This is a genomic window from Bacillus sp. FSL K6-0255 (assembly GCF_045040725.1).
GTDB classification, from domain to species: domain Bacteria; phylum Bacillota; class Bacilli; order Bacillales; family Bacillaceae; genus Bacillus; species Bacillus subtilis.
This window is the reverse complement of record NZ_CP150278.1, coordinates 2,626,996-2,643,650: the sequence shown is the minus strand read 5'-3', so window position 1 is coordinate 2,643,650 and position 16,655 is coordinate 2,626,996. Positions and strand designations below refer to the sequence as shown.

At 43.8% G+C, this 16,655-nt stretch carries 19 protein-coding genes; 15 read left to right on the top strand and 4 right to left on the bottom strand.

All coding sequences use genetic code 11. From position 1 onward, the window contains the following. Positions 1-50 precede the first annotated feature (50 nt). From MHB62_RS13755 to MHB62_RS13745, 3 genes are read left to right on the top strand one after another with little or no spacing between them, the layout of a single operon-like run. Positions 51-575 (top strand): PRC-barrel domain-containing protein, encoded by a 525-nt coding sequence (locus MHB62_RS13755; RefSeq protein ID WP_080287620.1) that lies wholly within the window; start codon positions 51-53, stop codon positions 573-575. Positions 576-586: 11 nt separating this feature from the next. Beyond that, positions 587-778 carry a hypothetical protein gene (locus MHB62_RS13750; RefSeq protein WP_003225893.1) on the top strand — a complete coding sequence of 64 codons (192 nt, stop codon included), beginning with the start codon at positions 587-589 and terminating at the stop codon, positions 776-778. A 21-nt stretch (positions 779-799) separates the two neighbouring features. Beyond that, on the top strand, positions 800-931 hold the full coding sequence (locus MHB62_RS13745) for a YrzQ family protein (RefSeq protein WP_003229780.1): 132 nt from the start codon (positions 800-802) through the stop codon (positions 929-931). Positions 932-965: 34 nt separating this feature from the next. Here MHB62_RS13745 and MHB62_RS13740 read toward each other — a convergent pair whose 3' ends face one another. From MHB62_RS13740 to MHB62_RS13725, 4 genes are read right to left on the bottom strand one after another with little or no spacing between them, the layout of a single operon-like run. Beyond that, positions 966-1,622 (bottom strand): amino acid ABC transporter permease, encoded by a 657-nt coding sequence (locus tag MHB62_RS13740; RefSeq protein WP_003229784.1) that lies wholly within the window; start codon positions 1,620-1,622, stop codon positions 966-968. 16 nt (positions 1,623-1,638) lie between these two features. After that, entirely contained in the window at positions 1,639-2,289 is a 651-nt protein-coding gene (locus tag MHB62_RS13735) for an amino acid ABC transporter permease (RefSeq protein ID WP_017696071.1), read from the bottom strand. A gap of 60 nt (positions 2,290-2,349) precedes the next feature. Continuing rightward, positions 2,350-3,171, bottom strand: coding sequence for a glutamine ABC transporter substrate-binding protein GlnH (gene glnH / locus MHB62_RS13730; RefSeq protein ID WP_032722249.1), 822 nt, complete (start codon positions 3,169-3,171; stop codon positions 2,350-2,352). 21 nt (positions 3,172-3,192) lie between these two features. Beyond that, positions 3,193-3,921: an amino acid ABC transporter ATP-binding protein gene (locus MHB62_RS13725; protein ID WP_032722248.1), complete on the bottom strand. Its 729-nt coding sequence runs from the start codon at positions 3,919-3,921 to the stop codon at positions 3,193-3,195. A gap of 156 nt (positions 3,922-4,077) precedes the next feature. Between MHB62_RS13725 and MHB62_RS13720 the strand changes: the two genes are divergently transcribed. The 12 genes from MHB62_RS13720 (at position 4,078) to MHB62_RS13665 (ending at position 16,594) form a co-directional block, all read left to right on the top strand. Continuing rightward, positions 4,078-5,139, top strand: coding sequence for an AI-2E family transporter (locus tag MHB62_RS13720; protein WP_029727140.1), 1,062 nt, complete (start codon positions 4,078-4,080; stop codon positions 5,137-5,139). Between the two features lie 330 nt (positions 5,140-5,469). Further along, positions 5,470-8,106, top strand: a complete 2,637-nt coding sequence (gene alaS / locus MHB62_RS13715) for an alanine--tRNA ligase (RefSeq protein ID WP_032722247.1) — start codon at positions 5,470-5,472, stop codon at positions 8,104-8,106. Between the two features lie 84 nt (positions 8,107-8,190). Beyond that, positions 8,191-8,457 carry an IreB family regulatory phosphoprotein gene (locus MHB62_RS13710; protein WP_003225903.1) on the top strand — a complete coding sequence of 89 codons (267 nt, stop codon included), beginning with the start codon at positions 8,191-8,193 and terminating at the stop codon, positions 8,455-8,457. 7 nt (positions 8,458-8,464) lie between these two features. Then, complete coding sequence (gene ruvX, locus MHB62_RS13705) at positions 8,465-8,881, top strand: Holliday junction resolvase RuvX (RefSeq protein WP_003229795.1); 417 nt, start codon at positions 8,465-8,467, stop codon at positions 8,879-8,881. Between the two features lie 17 nt (positions 8,882-8,898). Beyond that, a complete protein-coding gene (locus MHB62_RS13700; protein ID WP_003246199.1) occupies positions 8,899-9,180 on the top strand; it encodes a DUF1292 domain-containing protein in 282 nt (93 codons plus the stop codon). A 130-nt stretch (positions 9,181-9,310) separates the two neighbouring features. After that, complete coding sequence (gene mltG, locus MHB62_RS13695; protein ID WP_003229799.1) at positions 9,311-10,393, top strand: endolytic transglycosylase MltG; 1,083 nt, start codon at positions 9,311-9,313, stop codon at positions 10,391-10,393. A gap of 151 nt (positions 10,394-10,544) precedes the next feature. After that, entirely contained in the window at positions 10,545-11,198 is a 654-nt protein-coding gene (locus tag MHB62_RS13690) for an O-methyltransferase (protein WP_015251578.1), read from the top strand. A 5-nt stretch (positions 11,199-11,203) separates the two neighbouring features. Continuing rightward, positions 11,204-12,133 (top strand): peptidase U32 family protein, encoded by a 930-nt coding sequence (locus MHB62_RS13685; RefSeq protein ID WP_004399094.1) that lies wholly within the window; start codon positions 11,204-11,206, stop codon positions 12,131-12,133. A gap of 18 nt (positions 12,134-12,151) precedes the next feature. After that, entirely contained in the window at positions 12,152-13,420 is a 1,269-nt protein-coding gene (locus MHB62_RS13680; RefSeq protein WP_003229802.1) for a U32 family peptidase, read from the top strand. Positions 13,421-13,426: 6 nt separating this feature from the next. Beyond that, positions 13,427-14,062, top strand: coding sequence for a uridine kinase (gene udk, locus MHB62_RS13675; RefSeq protein WP_003225916.1), 636 nt, complete (start codon positions 13,427-13,429; stop codon positions 14,060-14,062). Between the two features lie 250 nt (positions 14,063-14,312). Continuing rightward, positions 14,313-14,786 carry a transcription elongation factor GreA gene (gene greA / locus MHB62_RS13670; RefSeq protein ID WP_004399078.1) on the top strand — a complete coding sequence of 158 codons (474 nt, stop codon included), beginning with the start codon at positions 14,313-14,315 and terminating at the stop codon, positions 14,784-14,786. Between the two features lie 53 nt (positions 14,787-14,839). Next, on the top strand, positions 14,840-16,594 hold the full coding sequence (locus MHB62_RS13665; protein WP_032722246.1) for a penicillin-binding protein 2: 1,755 nt from the start codon (positions 14,840-14,842) through the stop codon (positions 16,592-16,594). Positions 16,595-16,655 lie beyond the last annotated feature (61 nt).

The window sequence follows — 16,655 nt, the reverse complement described above, 5'->3', positions numbered from 1 at the left end:
CCCGTGCAAGCGGGAGTTTTTTTCATTTGCAGTGGAATTGATTTCATCGTATGAGTCTAAGGCGCAAAGCAAAACCTAAGCCTGTTCAACAAAAGGTGGTTGATCACACTTTGAGAACATGCCATGAAATAGAAGGATTCCCAGTATACTCAGAACGAACTTCTAGTTATCTCGGGACAATTTCCGATATTTGTTTTTCTCTGAAAGGAGATTGTCTCGGGTTTATTCTTGCACAAAAACGCTTTTTGCATCATCATCATGCGCTATTACGGGCGTGTGATATCTCTTCCATTCTTGATGACCGCATATTGGCCTCGGTCAGTTCAGAACAGCTTTTGCCTCTTCCGAAATCATGCTTCACATACGAGCAGATGAAGTTGAAGCTTGTGAAATCGCAAGAGGGCGATATATTGGGGATGCTGGAAGATGTATACTTTTGTTTGGACAGGGGCATAATCGTAGCATATGAACTCTCGGACGGTTTCTTTTCTGACCTGGCGGGAAGCAAGCGCCAGATCCAAAGAGCGGATTCGCTTGTCGAGGTGCGGAAAGACGAGATCGTTCTGAACGGATAGAGGTGTGAGGTATGCTTATATGCCCGAATTGCAAAAGTAAGGATATCGGCAAAATCGGCGTGAACCAATATTATTGCTGGGGCTGTTTTATTGAACTGACAGTGGCGAAAGGGAAGATTGCAACTCATCAGGTGGAAGAAGACGGAACGTTAAGCAGCTTGGATGATTTGTTTTCTGAGGATGAACGCAGCATCAATTTTTAATCATGAAAGGAGATGCGCAGGATGAATCGGACAATGACTTCTCTTTTGGCAATGGGAGCCGGAGCTCTCGTGTACCGAATGGCGACTCAATCTGACATGCTGAATAATCGAAGCATGAAGCGGATGAGAAGAAGAATTACGAAAATGTTTTAATGCAAAAAGGATACTCTCCAAAGAGTATCCTTTTCTATGTTTGCCGGACCTCGAGGCGTCTTGCTGCGAGTGAAAGGCTGTAGTTGACTGCGAAATACATAAGGGCCGCAAGTAAAAAGATCGGGAAAAAATAACTGCCGTCTGCGCTTTGGCCGTTAATAATTTGCGCGTTGTGAATCAGTTCAGGCAGGGCGATCACAACAGCGAGCGATGTATCTTTTAATAAAGAAATAAACTGGCTTACGATGGGCGGAACCATGCGGCGAAGCGCTTGCGGCATAACGATAAAGAACAGGGTCTGTGTATAGCTCAGCCCGGAGGAGCGCGCCGCTTCAATTTGTCCTTTGTCAATTGATTTCAGTCCGCTTCGGATAATTTCAGATAGCATAGCGGATTCAAAAATCGTTAGTGCTGTAATTGCAGCAGCTGTAATTTCAAGCTTAATACCAATTTCCGGAAGGGCAAAAAACGTAAAGAAAATAATTAACAGCAAGGGGAGGTTTCTGATCGTTTCAACGAGAACCGCAATCAATTGAGAAAGAACGGGAACTTTCGCATAACGCAGGGTGCCTGCGATTAAACCGAAGAAAAAGCTCAGAATGATGGAGATGAAAGCAACGTACAAGGTGACGAGAAAGCCATCCCATAAAAACGCTAAATGCTCCTGTGAATAAGCACCGATGAAATCCAATGTAACTCACTCCTTATCAATAGCTTTTTTCCAGCCGTTTTTCCAGATAGTTAACACCGATGCTAAGCGGAATCGTCAGCACTAAGTAAAAAAGCGCCACAAAAATATAAACATCAAATACAACGAGTGTGCTCGACGAAACTAAATCGGCTTGGTACATAAGATCCAATCCGGCCACAACCCCAAGAATCGAAGAGTTTTTGACTAAGTTTAAAAATTGATTGCCTAAAGGCGGAATGACGATTTTGATTGCCTGCGGCAAAATGATATGGAGCATGGCTTGGCTGTAGGTAAAGCCTGACGAGCGTGCCGCTTCCATCTGCCCTTTTGAAACAGACTGGATTCCTGCTCTGATGGCTTCAGCGATAAACGCAGAGGTATAAATGGTGAGAGCAACCGTTCCCGCTTGAAAACCGTCAAGCCTCAGGCCTGCGTTTGGAAGTCCGAAATAGAAAACAAAGGTAATTAAAAGAAGAGGGATGTTGCGGATGAATTCTACATATGCGGTCCCGAGCCATTGCAGCGGCTTAAAGACTGTTATTCTCATAACCGCTACAGTAACGCCGAGGACAAAACTGCCGGCCAGCGCGATAACACTTGCGAGCAAGGTATGGTAAAAACCGTCCATATACATGCCGAAGTTATCGAAAAGAATTGACACATTCATCTGCCTATTCACTCCTTATCAAATCGGGATGAGCATCACCTGCTCATCCCGGGATGGTTGTTATTCAGCTGGGTCTTCTTTAATCCATTTTTTATAAATTTCATCGTATCTGCCATCCGACTTCATCTTTTTAAGTGAAGCGTTGATTTCTTTCGCGAGAGCCGATTGCCCTTTTTTCACGGCGATCCCGTAAGGCTCATCTGTAAAAGGCTTTCCTGTTAATTGATAATTTTTATTTTCATCAGCCATTCCATATAAAATCGCATTATCTGTGGTGAGAGCATCGCCTTGCCCCGATTTAAGGGCTGTAAAGGCTTCTGCGTAGTTTTCAAATTCTAAAACAGATGCTTCAGGCGCCTTTTCACGAATGTTTTGAGAGGAGGTGGAGCCTTTTACTGCAAGAACTTTTGAGCCTTTGCCAAGATTCTCGACACTCTTGATTTTGCTGCCTTTTTTCACGAGAAGCGATTGCCCGGCCTCGAAATAGACATCAGAAAAATCAACTTCCTTTTTTCGTTCTTCAGTGATCGTCATTGTGGCGACAATGGCGTCGATATCCCCGTTTTGCAGCATAGGAATCCTTGTTTTTGAGGTGACCTCTTTAAATTCAGCTTTTTTCTCATCACCTAAAATGTCTTTAGCGATTTGTTTGGCAATATCAATATCAAAACCCTCAATCTCACCTGAGCTTGGATTTTTAAGACCGAACAGTCGAGTGTCCGTTTTTACGCCGAAGACAATTTTGTCATTGTCTTTAATGGCGGCTAGCGTATCTTTTTTGCTCTCCTTTGAGGCTTCTCCGTTTGATCCCTTGCTGCCGCAAGCGGCAAGCAAGATGACAGCGAATAAAGAAATCAATGCTAAAGAAAAAATCTTTTTCATACAAGCTCCCCCATTTCTGGTTTAATGATTTAAAATACGGCTTAAGAATAAACGGGCCCGTTCTTCCTTTGGGTTCGCGTAAAACTCAGCCGGCACTGCTTCTTCTAAAATCTTTCCTTCGTCAATGAAGACAATCCGGTCGGCAACTTCTTTGGCAAACCCCATTTCGTGTGTCACGACAACCATTGTCATGCCTTCTTTGGCGAGTGTTTTCATGACATCTAGCACCTCACCGATCATTTCAGGATCAAGTGCTGATGTCGGCTCGTCAAACAGCATGACCTCCGGCTTCATCGCCAGTCCTCTTGCGATGGCAACACGCTGCTGCTGCCCGCCGGAAAGCTGGGAAGGATAGGCGTCAGCCTTGTCTGGGATGCCGACTTTTTCAAGATAGTACCGCGCCGTTTCCTTTGCTTGTTCAGATGATTGTCTAAGCACTTTTACCGGAGCCAGCATGATGTTCTGCAGCACTGTTTTATGCGGATATAAATGAAAGTGCTGAAACACCATCCCGATATTTTGCCGCACTTGATTGATATCAGTTTTTCTGTCGTTAATGGCGGTGCCGTTTACTGTAAGCACTCCCTCATTGATCGACTCAAGTCTGTTGATGCATCTGAGCAATGTGCTTTTACCGGAACCGGATGGGCCGATGATAACAACGACTTCACCTTTTTCGATTTGAAGATTAATTTGTTTTAACACGTGAAAATCTCCGTAATGCTTGTTTACATTTTGAAATGTGATCATCGCAATCCTCCTATCAGAAAATTTGACCAAAAAAGTAAATGATCAAACTTTTCTGAAAATTAAAAGTGAAAAAATGTCCATGACTTCTGACTGACTAAAGAAACATAAAGAATAATTCCGTGTAAACCTCAAAAGATATAGGTGAGGTGAAAGCAGATGCTCCAAAAACCGGTGCAGCTTTTGTTGTGGGTGGCTATTTGTTTGCTGGTTCTGTTAACAGTCTATGTCTTTTTTATGCTTGATATGTTATGGTCACCCTTTTGGCTCGTCATAAAAACGATCTTTATTCCCTTGATCATTTCTATTTTTATATCTTATTTATTGCTTCCGGTCACGGAATGGCTGCATGGCAAAGGATTGCCTAGGACTTTGAGCATCTTGGTCATTTATGTTCTTTTTTTTGGCGGGATTGGCTGGGCGTTGTATAAAGGGGTGCCTGTTTTAATCGTGCAGCTGACGGATTTATCAGAAAATATACCCATGTTTGCCGAAACGTATAACGGGCTTCTTCTTCATGTTCATAACCATACGGATGACTGGCCTGATGGTATGCATCACCGTATAGATAAAATGATCCGCCAGACGGAGGCGTTTTTTGCGGGAACGATCGAGGGTGCGATCAGCGGGATCCGCAATGTGCTTGATTACTTCTTAATTGCTGCAACAATCCCTTTTCTCGTGTTTTATATGGTGAAGGACATTGAGTTAATGAAAAAGACAGTATGGTACTTGACTCCGAAGTCGTGGAGAAAGCGGGGCAGCGCCTTTTTGCGGGATGTGGATGATTCGCTTGGCGATTATATCCGCGGCCAGCTTTTGGTCTGCTTGATTCTTGGTGTAATTGCAGGCATTTCGTTCTGGGTATTTGGGCTTCCGTATCCGCTGATACTTGGCCTTATCTCTGGAGTAACGAATGTCATCCCGTATTTTGGCCCTTTCATCGGAGCTGTTCCTGCGTTGTTAATTGCGATGACGATCTCAGTCAAGGCTGTTCTTGTTGTGGTGATTACGGTGTTTATTCTGCAGTTTATGGAAGGAAATATCCTCAGTCCGTTCATTGTCGGCAGAAGCCTTAAAATGCATCCGGTCGTTATCATGCTTGCGCTTCTTGCCGGAGGGGAGCTTGCGGGAATTGTCGGGATGATTCTGGCTGTTCCTGCGACGGCTGTTTTAAAAGTAATGGTGATCCATTTTTTGCGGATGAGGACGGAGCATTGACATCGGCGTGCCGCTTGTCTATAATTTCTCGTAGAATACATACGAATCTCGAGTGACGGATCTGAGTACGCCGAAGCCCTGTTAAAGAGAGAAGCTCCATAAGCTGAAAGGAGCTTTATCAGAAGATCGGAGGAAGCTAATCCTGAGTGCAGTTAATCACTGCCGCTTATCCTGCGTTACAGGGTTAAAGGTGACGGGCGAATGAATGCCCGTAATCAGGGTGGTACCGCGAGACAGCTCTCGTCCCTGTGTAAACGTTGGTTTGCATAGGGGGAGGGCTTTTTTGCTGTCACTGAAGAGAATTTCGATTTTTATAGAGGAGGAAATACAATGAAACACTTAACTTCTGCGGAAGTGCGTCAAATGTTTTTGGATTTCTTTAAAGAAAAAGGACATGCGGTAGAGCCAAGCGCGTCATTAGTGCCTCATGAGGATCCTTCACTGCTTTGGATCAACAGCGGTGTTGCGACGCTGAAAAAATATTTTGACGGCCGTGTCGTGCCGGAAAATCCAAGAATCGTAAACGCTCAAAAAGCGATCAGAACAAACGATATAGAAAATGTAGGTAAAACTGCGCGCCATCACACTTTCTTTGAAATGCTCGGAAACTTTTCCATCGGCGATTATTTCAAAGAAGAAGCCATTACATGGGCTTGGGAGTTTTTAACGAGCGACAAGTGGATTGGCTTCGACAAAGAGCTTCTCTCTGTTACGGTTCATCCTGAAGATGAAGAGGCATATGAGTTTTGGGCGAAAAAAATCGGTATTCCTGAAGAAAGAATTATCCGTCTGGAAGGGAACTTCTGGGATATCGGTGAAGGGCCGAGCGGACCGAATACGGAAATCTTTTACGACCGCGGTGAAGCATATGGTAATGATCCGGAAGATCCGGAGCTTTACCCAGGCGGGGAAAACGACCGTTACCTGGAAGTATGGAACCTAGTGTTCTCAGAGTTCAACCATAACCCTGACGGCACGTACACACCGCTTCCAAAGAAAAACATTGATACAGGCATGGGTCTTGAAAGAATGGTATCTGTCATCCAGAATGTTCCGACAAACTTTGACACCGATTTGTTTATTCCAATCATCAAAGCAACAGAATCGATTTCTGGTGAAACATATGGCAAAGACAATGTGAAAGACACTGCGTTTAAAGTGATTGCTGACCATATCAGAACGGTTGCCTTTGCTGTCAGTGACGGTGCGCTGCCGTCAAATGAAGGCCGCGGCTATGTATTAAGACGCTTATTACGCCGTGCCGTGCGTTATGCCAAAACGATCAACATCCATCGTCCGTTCATGTTTGATTTAGTGCCGGTTGTCGCAGAAATCATGGCTGATTTCTATCCTGAAGTGAAAGAGAAAGCGGATTTCATCGCAAAAGTCATTAAAACCGAGGAAGAACGCTTCCATGAGACCCTTAATGAAGGGCTTGCGATCCTGTCAGAAATGATCAAAAAAGAAAAAGACAAGGGCAGCAGCGTTATCTCAGGTGCTGATGTGTTTAAACTGTATGATACGTATGGATTCCCGGTTGAATTGACTGAAGAATACGCAGAAGACGAGAACATGACGGTTGACCATGAGGGCTTTGAGGAGGAAATGAACCAGCAGCGTGAACGGGCAAGAAACGCCCGCCAGGATGTCGGCAGCATGCAGGTGCAGGGCGGCGCACTGCGCGACGTGACAGATGAAAGCACATTTGTCGGCTACTCTCAAACCAAAGCTGATGCCAATATCATTGTGCTTCTTCAGGATGGCCAATTAATCGAAGAGGTTCATGAAGGAGAAAGCGTTCAAATCATTCTTGATGAAACACCGTTCTATGCAGAAAGCGGCGGCCAAATCGGCGATAAAGGCTATCTCCGAAACGAGCAGGCAGTTGTAAGAATTAAAGATGTTCAAAAAGCGCCGAACGGCCAGCATGTGCATGAAGGTGTTGTGGAGAGCGGTACTGTTCAAAAAGGCCTGCATGTTACGGCTGAAGTTGAAGACCATATGAGAAGCGGCGTCATTAAAAACCACACGGCAACGCATTTATTGCATCAGGCTCTAAAAGATGTTCTTGGAACTCATGTCAATCAGGCGGGCTCTCTTGTAACGGAAAACCGTCTTCGTTTTGACTTCTCGCACTTTGGCCAAGTGACAAAAGAAGAGCTCGAACAAATTGAAAGAATCGTAAACGAAAAGATCTGGGCGAGCATCCCGGTCAGCATTGATTTGAAACCGATCGCTGAAGCAAAAGAAATGGGTGCGATGGCACTGTTCGGCGAGAAATATGGCGATATTGTCCGTGTCGTTCAAGTTGGAGATTACAGCTTAGAGCTGTGCGGCGGCTGCCATGTCAGAAATACAGCAGAAATCGGCTTGTTTAAAATCGTTTCTGAATCCGGAATCGGCGCAGGCACAAGACGGATTGAAGCTGTAACGGGACAAGGCGCTTACGTCGAAATGAACAGCCAGATTTCTGTATTGAAGCAGACCGCTGACGAGCTGAAAACAAATATCAAAGAAGTGCCGAAACGGGTCGCGGCTCTGCAGGCTGAACTGAAGGAAGCACAAAGAGAAAATGAATCTCTTCTTGCAAAACTAGGCAACGTGGAAGCAGGAGCAATCCTGTCGAAAGTAAAAGAAGTTGACGGCGTAAACGTGCTTGCGGCAAAAGTAAATGCAAAAGACATGAATCATCTCCGCACTATGGTCGATGAACTCAAAGCAAAGCTTGGCTCTGCGGTGATCGTGCTTGGTGCGGTACAAAACGATAAAGTTAATATCTCTGCCGGAGTCACAAAGGACCTCATTGAGAAAGGACTTCACGCCGGCAAGCTGGTTAAACAAGCTGCGGAAGTTTGCGGCGGAGGCGGCGGAGGCCGTCCGGACATGGCGCAGGCAGGCGGTAAACAGCCGGAAAAATTAGAAGAAGCTTTGGCTTCTGTAGAAGATTGGGTGAAATCCGTTTTATAATTCGCCCATGTAGTGTAGAATGATGGTAAGATTAGGACCCCAGGCTGAACTTTGCCTGCGAATTTGGGAAAGAGGTGCAAAACGGTGAGCTCGTTTGATAAAACGATGAAATTTAATTTCTCCGATGATTCTGCTGAGACTAACGTAAATGAGGTGCTGATTACAGTGTATGACGCGCTTCAGGAAAAGGGCTACAATCCAATCAACCAGATTGTCGGATACTTGCTGTCAGGTGATCCCGCTTATATTCCTAGGCATCGTGACGCTCGCAATTTAATTCGCAAACTTGAAAGAGACGAATTAATCGAGGAATTGGTAAAGTCTTATTTAGAACAGCATAAAGAGGCGTAAATAAAGAATGAGAATATTAGGACTCGATTTAGGAACCAAAACACTCGGTGTAGCTCTGAGCGATGAAATGGGCTGGACTGCTCAAGGCATTGAGACCATAAAGATAAATGAAGCAGAAGGCGATTATGGTTTATCCCGTTTATCTGAACTGATAAAGGACTATACTATAGATAAAATCGTGCTCGGCTTTCCTAAGAACATGAACGGAACAGTCGGCCCGAGAGGCGAAGCCAGCCAAACATTTGCGAAAGTGCTTGAAACAACGTACAATGTTCCTGTTGTGCTGTGGGACGAGCGTCTTACCACAATGGCGGCTGAAAAAATGCTGATTGCAGCTGACGTCAGCAGGCAAAAACGAAAAAAAGTCATTGATAAAATGGCGGCTGTTATGATTTTACAAGGATATCTTGACAGCTTAAATTAAAGCCAGAGGTGAAGAAAATGGAACACGGCGAAAAAAATATTACAATTGTTGACGATCAAGGAAATGAACAGCTTTGTGAAGTGCTGTTTACATTTGAAAACGAAGAGTTTGGCAAGTCTTATGTCTTGTACTATCCAATCGAATCAAAAGATGACGAAGAAGTAGAAATTCTTGCTTCCAGCTTCACGCCAAACGAAGACGGTGAAAACGGTGAGCTATTCCCGATTGAAACTGACGAAGAATGGGATATGATCGAAGAAACACTAAACACATTCTTAGCGGACGAAGACGAAGAGTAAAACATCGCGCCAAATCAAAGCCGGAGCTATACTGCTCCGGCTTTTTTCTGCTTTATGCAGGCCTCTTTTTGTAATAAATTGCCGAAATACAATGAATCATGTAGTATAAGAGCTGATGGGAGGAGACCTAATGTATATCAATCAGCAAAAAAAATCGTTTTTTAATAAAAAAAGAATTATACTGTCTTCCATTGTTGTGCTGTTTCTCATCATTGGCGGGGCATTTTTATATGGGAAATCATTGCTTGAACCTGTTGAAAAAGACAGTAAAACGACAGTTAATATTAACATTCCGAGCGGTTCGTCTGTTTCAGCCATCGCATCGATATTAAAGAAAAATGATGTCATAAAAAGCGAGAAGGCGTTTCAGTACTATGTGAAATATAAAGGTGCTTCCGGGTTTCAGGCCGGATTCTACCATCTGAATAAAGGTATGGATTTAGATGCCATTATTCAGAAGCTGACAAGCGGGGCTACAGGTTACGCTTTTCAAATCACAGTGACTGAGGGAGCACAGCTGACCCAAATCGCGGCTGCTATTGCTGATGAAACAAAATACTCTAAAAAACAAGTCATAGCGAAGCTGGACGATGAAACATTTATCAATCAGCTGAAGAAAGAATTCCCGGACACTGTGACAAATGATGTTTTCAATAAAAACATTAAGCACCCGCTTGAAGGGTACCTATTCCCGGCTACATACCCTTTTAACGATCCGGACACATCACTTGAAGACATTATCAAGGCAATGATTAAGCAGACAAATTCTTATGTGGAAACATATAAATCAGAAATGAAGAAAAACAAAGTTTCTGTGCATAAGCTGCTGACAATGGCTTCTTTGATAGAAGAAGAAGCGACTGAAAAAGCCGACCGCCATAAAATTGCGAGCGTCTTTTATAACCGCCTGAAAAAGAAAATGCCGCTCCAAACAGATCCGACCGTCCTGTACGCGGCAGGCAAGCATAAAGATCGGGTTCTTTATAAGGATCTGGAAATCGATTCACCATACAATACGTATAAAAACACAGGGCTGACGCCAGGGCCGATTGCCAATGCCGGCATGTCGTCATGGGAAGCGGCGCTGCATCCGGATAAAACGGACTATCTGTATTTCTTGGCCAAATCAAATGGTGAGGTCGTATTTACAAAAACGCTAAAAGAGCATAATAAAGCAAAAGAAAAATACATTTCCTCAAAAAATGAGAAATAAAAGGAGAGCAAAAAGCTCTCCTTTTGTTCGCTTTCCGCAAGGTTTTATGATAAAATATATCGGGTTGTTTACCGATGTATCATGATGTATTCAGAGAGTGTCCTGTGCATAAGACTGGGGCACTCCTTTTTAGAACGGGAGGCTGTTTGTAGTGACTGACCGGTATGAACAAATAAATGACTATATAGAAGCATTATTAAAGCCTCGGCCGGATAACGTGAAGAAGCTTGAAGCATATGCAGAAGAACATCATGTCCCGATTATGGAAAAAGCGGGCATGGAGGTGCTGCTTCAAATTTTGTCTGTGAAACAGCCGAAAAAAATACTAGAAATCGGAACGGCCATTGGTTATTCAGCCATTCGAATGGCGCTGGAGCTGCCGTCTGCTGAAATATATACAATTGAACGCAATGAGAAACGGCATGAAGAAGCGGTAAACAATATCAAGGAATTTCAGCTTGATGACCGGATTCATGTTTTTTACGGAGATGCGCTTGAATTAGCCGACGCCGTTCATGTAACCGCGCCTTACGATGTCATTTTTATTGACGCTGCAAAAGGTCAGTATCAAAACTTTTTTCATTTATATGAACCGATGCTTTCACCGGACGGGGTGGTTATAACAGACAACGTGCTGTTTAAAGGTCTGGTGGCAGAGGATTACAGCAAAATAGAACCGAAGAGAAGGCGCAGGCTTGTAGCAAAAATTGATGAATATAATCATTGGCTGATGAATCATCCGGATTATCAAACTGCGATTATTCCTGTCGGGGACGGACTTGCGATTAGTAAAAAGAAGAGGTGAACGTCATGAAAAAACCAGAGCTCTTAGTGACGCCGACAAGTACAGCGGACATTTTGCCGCTCATACAGGCTGGGGCAACTGCGTTTTTAGTTGGGGAACAGAGATACGGCTTGAGATTAGCCGGAGAATTTTCTCGTGAAGATGTAACAAAAGCCGTAGAGATTGCTCACAAAGAAGGGGCAAAAGTATACGTTGCTGTAAATGCAATTTTCCATAATGATAAAGTGGGTGAGCTTGGCGAATATCTGGCTTTCTTAGCAGAAGCCGGTGTCGATGCAGCGGTATTCGGCGATCCTGCCGTGCTGATGGCTGCCCGTGAATCTGCGCCTGATCTGAAGCTTCATTGGAGCACAGAAACGACAGGCACCAACTATTATACATGCAACTACTGGGGACGCAAGGGTGCGGCGCGTTCTGTGCTTGCCAGAGAATTAAACATGGACAGCATTGTTGAGATTAAAGAAAATGCTGAAGTCGAAATTGAAATCCAGGTGCATGGAATGACGTGCATGTTCCAATCGAAGCGTTCTTTGATTGGAAACTATTTTGAATATCAGGGCAAAGTCATGGACATTGAAAGAAAGAAAAAAGAATCAGGCATGTTTTTACACGATAAAGAACGCGATAATAAATATCCGATTTTCGAAGATGAAAACGGCACTCACATCATGAGCCCGAACGATGTGTGCATCATTGATGAGCTCGAGGAATTGATAGATGCCGGAATTGATTCTTTCAAAATCGATGGTGTTTTGAAAATGCCTGAATACCTAATAGAAGTCACCAAAATGTACAGAGAAGCAATTGATTTGTGCGTGGAAAACCGTGACGAATACGAAGCGAAAAAAGAAGACTGGATCGAACGCATTGAAAGCATCCAGCCAGTAAACAGAAAAATTGATACCGGATTCTTCTTCAAGGAAACGGTTTATTAATCAAAAGGAGGTTAAGCTATGACTGCCGTAAATGATAAAATATCCACAATCGTTAATGGAAAGCGTGTGATTACGAAAAAGCCGGAGCTTCTCGCACCTGCGGGTAATCTTGAAAAGCTGAAAATCGCTGTTCATTACGGAGCGGACGCGGTCTTTATCGGGGGACAGGAATACGGGCTGCGCTCGAATGCCGATAACTTTACGATCGAAGAAATTGCAGAAGGCGTTGAATTCGCAAAGAAATATGGCGCGAAGATCTACGTAACAACGAATATTTTCGCTCATAATGAAAACATGGACGGGCTTGAAGACTATTTAAAAGCGCTTGGAGACGCCAACGTTGCCGGTATTATTGTGGCAGATCCGCTTATTATTGAAACATGCCGCAGAGTGGCGCCGAATGTTGAGGTTCACTTGAGCACACAGCAGTCTCTTTCAAACTGGAAGGCTGTCCAGTTCTGGAAGGAAGAAGGTCTCGACCGCGTCGTGCTGGCACGTGAAACTAGCGCTCTTGAAATCAGAGAAATGAAAGAAAAGGTAGATATCGAAATCGAATCCTTCATTCATGGCGCAATGTGTATTGCATATTCCGGCCGCTGCGTGCTGAGCAATCACATGACAGCGCGGGATTCCAACCGCGGAGGCTGCTGCCAGTCATGCCGCTGGGATTATGATCTCTACCAAACAGACGGTGCCAACGCCGTTGCTTTGTATGGTGAAGAAGATGCACCTTTTGCGATGAGCCCGAAAGATTTGAAGCTGATTGAATCCATTCCGAAAATGATTGAAATGGGGATCGACAGCTTAAAGATTGAAGGCCGCATGAAATCCATTCACTATGTAGCAACTGTTGTCAGCGTATACCGCAAAGTAATCGATGCTTATTGCGCTGATCCAGAAAACTTTGTGATTCAAAAAGAATGGCTTGAAGAGCTTGATAAGTGCGCCAACAGGGACACTGCGACAGCTTTCTTTGAAGGAACGCCAGGCTATGAAGAGCAAATGTTCGGCGAACACGCCAAGAAAACGACATATGATTTTGTCGGCTTAGTGCTGAATTATGATGAAGATACACAAATGGTCACGCTTCAGCAGCGCAATTTCTTCAAAAAAGGCGACGAAGTGGAATTTTTCGGTCCAGAAATCGAAAACTTTACACATACGATTGAAACCATTTGGGACGAAGACGGAAATGAGCTAGATGCTGCCCGCCATCCCCTGCAAATTGTCAAATTCAAACTAGACAAAAAGATTTATCCGAGCAACATGATGAGAAAGGGGAAGTAACAGCCCATGGGTAAGAATCCAGTAGTCATTGGAATCGCAGGAGGTTCCGGTTCAGGAAAAACGAGTGTCACACGGTCCATTTATGAACAGTTTAAAGGACACTCAATTTTAATGATCCAGCAGGACCTTTATTATAAAGACCAAAGCCATCTTCCGTTTGAAGAAAGGCTGAACACAAACTATGATCATCCGCTTGCGTTTGATAATGACTATTTAATCGAGCATATTCAGGATCTATTGAATTATCGCCCGATTGAAAAGCCGATTTATGACTATAAGCTTCACACACGTTCAGAAGAAACGGTTCACGTAGAGCCAAAGGATGTTATTATCCTTGAAGGCATTCTTGTTCTTGAAGACAAAAGGCTTCGTGATCTGATGGATATCAAGCTTTATGTTGATACGGACGCTGACTTGCGTATCATCAGACGGATTATGAGAGATATTAATGAGCGCGGACGCTCTATTGATTCTGTCATTGAACAATATGTGTCAGTGGTCCGTCCGATGCATAACCAATTCGTCGAGCCGACGAAACGATACGCTGATATTATTATCCCGGAAGGCGGTCAGAATCACGTCGCAATTGATCTGATGGTCACAAAAATTCAAACCATTCTTGAACAAAACGCGATTTTGTAATACCATAGCATAGACATAAATAACTCTGACCATATTATGTATAGGCAGGAAGGGAATGTGCGAATTCCCTTCTTTCCCTGTTTATAAACGCGAAATATTTGCAGAACGACACGATTCAGTTTAAGATAAACAGTACCTATATGGGAGAGAAGAACGAGGACTGCCCTGTGTTCTCATTCTTGTATTTTTTAGTTTATGCTCTCATACATAATCGAAGATGTTGAGGGACAACCAGAAGGAGTGAAGGGACATGGCACAAGAGAAAGTTTTTCCTATGACTGCAGAAGGAAAACAAAAACTTGAACAAGAATTAGAATATTTGAAAACGGTTAAACGAAAAGAAGTAGTAGAGCGAATCAAAATTGCGAGAAGCTTCGGAGACCTTTCCGAGAACTCTGAATACGATTCAGCGAAAGAAGAGCAGGCATTTGTAGAGGGCCGCGTGACGACTCTTGAAAATATGATTCGCAATGCGAAAATCATTGAAGATGACGGCGGCTCTAACGTTGTCGGTTTGGGTAAAACCGTCACTTTCGTCGAACTGCCTGACGGTGATGAAGAATCATATACGATCGTCGGAAGCGCAGAAGCTGACCCGTTTGAAGGGAAAATCTCAAACGATTCACCGATCGCAAAAAGCCTCTTGGGCAAAAAAGTAGATGAAGAAGTCACAGTACAAACACCGGGCGGAGAAATGCTCGTGAAAATTGTGAAAATTTCATAATATCTGTTTAGCAGCGAAACACCTCGTCCACAATGTGGGTGAGGTGTTTTTTTATGAAGATATCGAAACGAATGAAGCTGGCAGTCATCGCTTTTTTGATTGTATTTTTTCTGCTTCTGCTGAGGCTTGCAGAAATCCAGCTGTTTTTCACAGAATCATTTTCTAAAAAGAAAATTAATTTGATTCAAGAAAGTGTGAAACAGCGGACGGAGGAAGTGCTCATTTCAGATGGAAGAGGCTCTTTTTTAGATCGAAACGGGCGGGCGCTGACAGGACAAAGCGAGCCTGCGGTTGTTTTGTTCCCTTTTCTGCTGACGCAGGATTGGCCGATCAAAAAAGTTGCGGACATCCTCGGCATGTCTGAAGATGATTTGCGCCAGACACTAGGTCAGGCAAAAAAACCGGTCATTTTGCAGCAAAAGAAAATCAAAACACTTTCAAAACAATCTATCACAAAAATCAATTCTTTGAAATATCCCGGCATTTACGGCGTATATATGGAGAATGAAGACAAGCCCAGCCTTGCTTCACATACGATAGGGAGCACGAACCAAGATCCGGCGCTGCTTCGCAAGAAATATCCTGACAAGGAGAGCCTTCCGATTACAACAGAAATCGGAACAACCGGTTTAGAACGGACATTTGACGAGTTTTTGCTTCCGGAACAAGACACAAAGCTTTTATATCATGTGGACGGAAAAGGAAACCCTTTGTTTGGCATGGACGTCAAATATACAGCTGAAGCCAATACATTTTATCCGCTCCAGATCAAAACAACGATCGATCAAAGCATTCAAAAAGCGATGGAGGAGGTATTGGATGAACAGGGGCTGAAAAAGGGAGGAGCTGTGCTGCTGGACATCGAAAATAGCAGTGTTCTGGGAATTGTAAGCAAACCAGATGCAGACGTGTCCCGGCAAAACACACTTCAAAATTATATGCTGACGCCAATCTATCCCGGATCAGTTTTTAAAACAGTCATTGCCGCAGCTGCAATCGAAAATAATATGGTGAAGCCTAGTCAAACCTTTAATTGCAATTTAAACCTGTACGGGGAACCGGGGGACGACAAAGGCACCTTGTCTTTTGATGAAAGTTTTGCCCAAAGCTGTAATTACACATTTACGAGTCTTGCACAACAATTAATGAAAAAAGACAGCTCGGTTATTGAAGATATGTCCGAGAAGCTGGCTCTCACTGATCGGGCAGGCTGGGAGGGAAAACTGTACCACGAAACCGATTTCCGCCAGCTGTATAACGAAAAAAGCGGCGTGATTTGGGGGGATGAAAAAGACAAATCAGTCAAAAAAGCCATTGCGCAAACAGCAATCGGGCAGAAAAATGTAAAGGTAACGCCGCTGGAGGTAGCCAATATGATGGCGACAATCGCCCGCGGCGGAGAAAAACGGCAGGTGAAAATTGCCGAACAAATTGAGTATAAGAACGGCACAACGCTCGTTACGTTTAAAGATCAGAAGCTCAAAGGGGAAACGATAGACAAATATACGTCACAGCAGCTTCAAAAAATACTGCGGCGGGTAGTAGAATCTCCTTCCGGAACGGGCAGAAGGTTTCAAGATCTTCCGTATACTGTAGCAGGGAAGTCGGGCACAGCCCAGACAGGCAAGCTTTCAAAAGAGAAGGAAACGCTCTACGAAAAATGGTTTGCCGGATATTTTCCCGCGGATAAGCCGAAATACGCTCTAGTTGTTTTACACATGGATACACCGGGAGATAAGGCTCTGACAAATTCGGTGTTTTATGATATTGTTAAAAAAGTACACGAAATTGAAATCAATCAGAAATAGAACAACTTCTCAGCACATGTTAAAATATATGCTGAGCCAAGAGGGATAAAGGAGTGCAGAA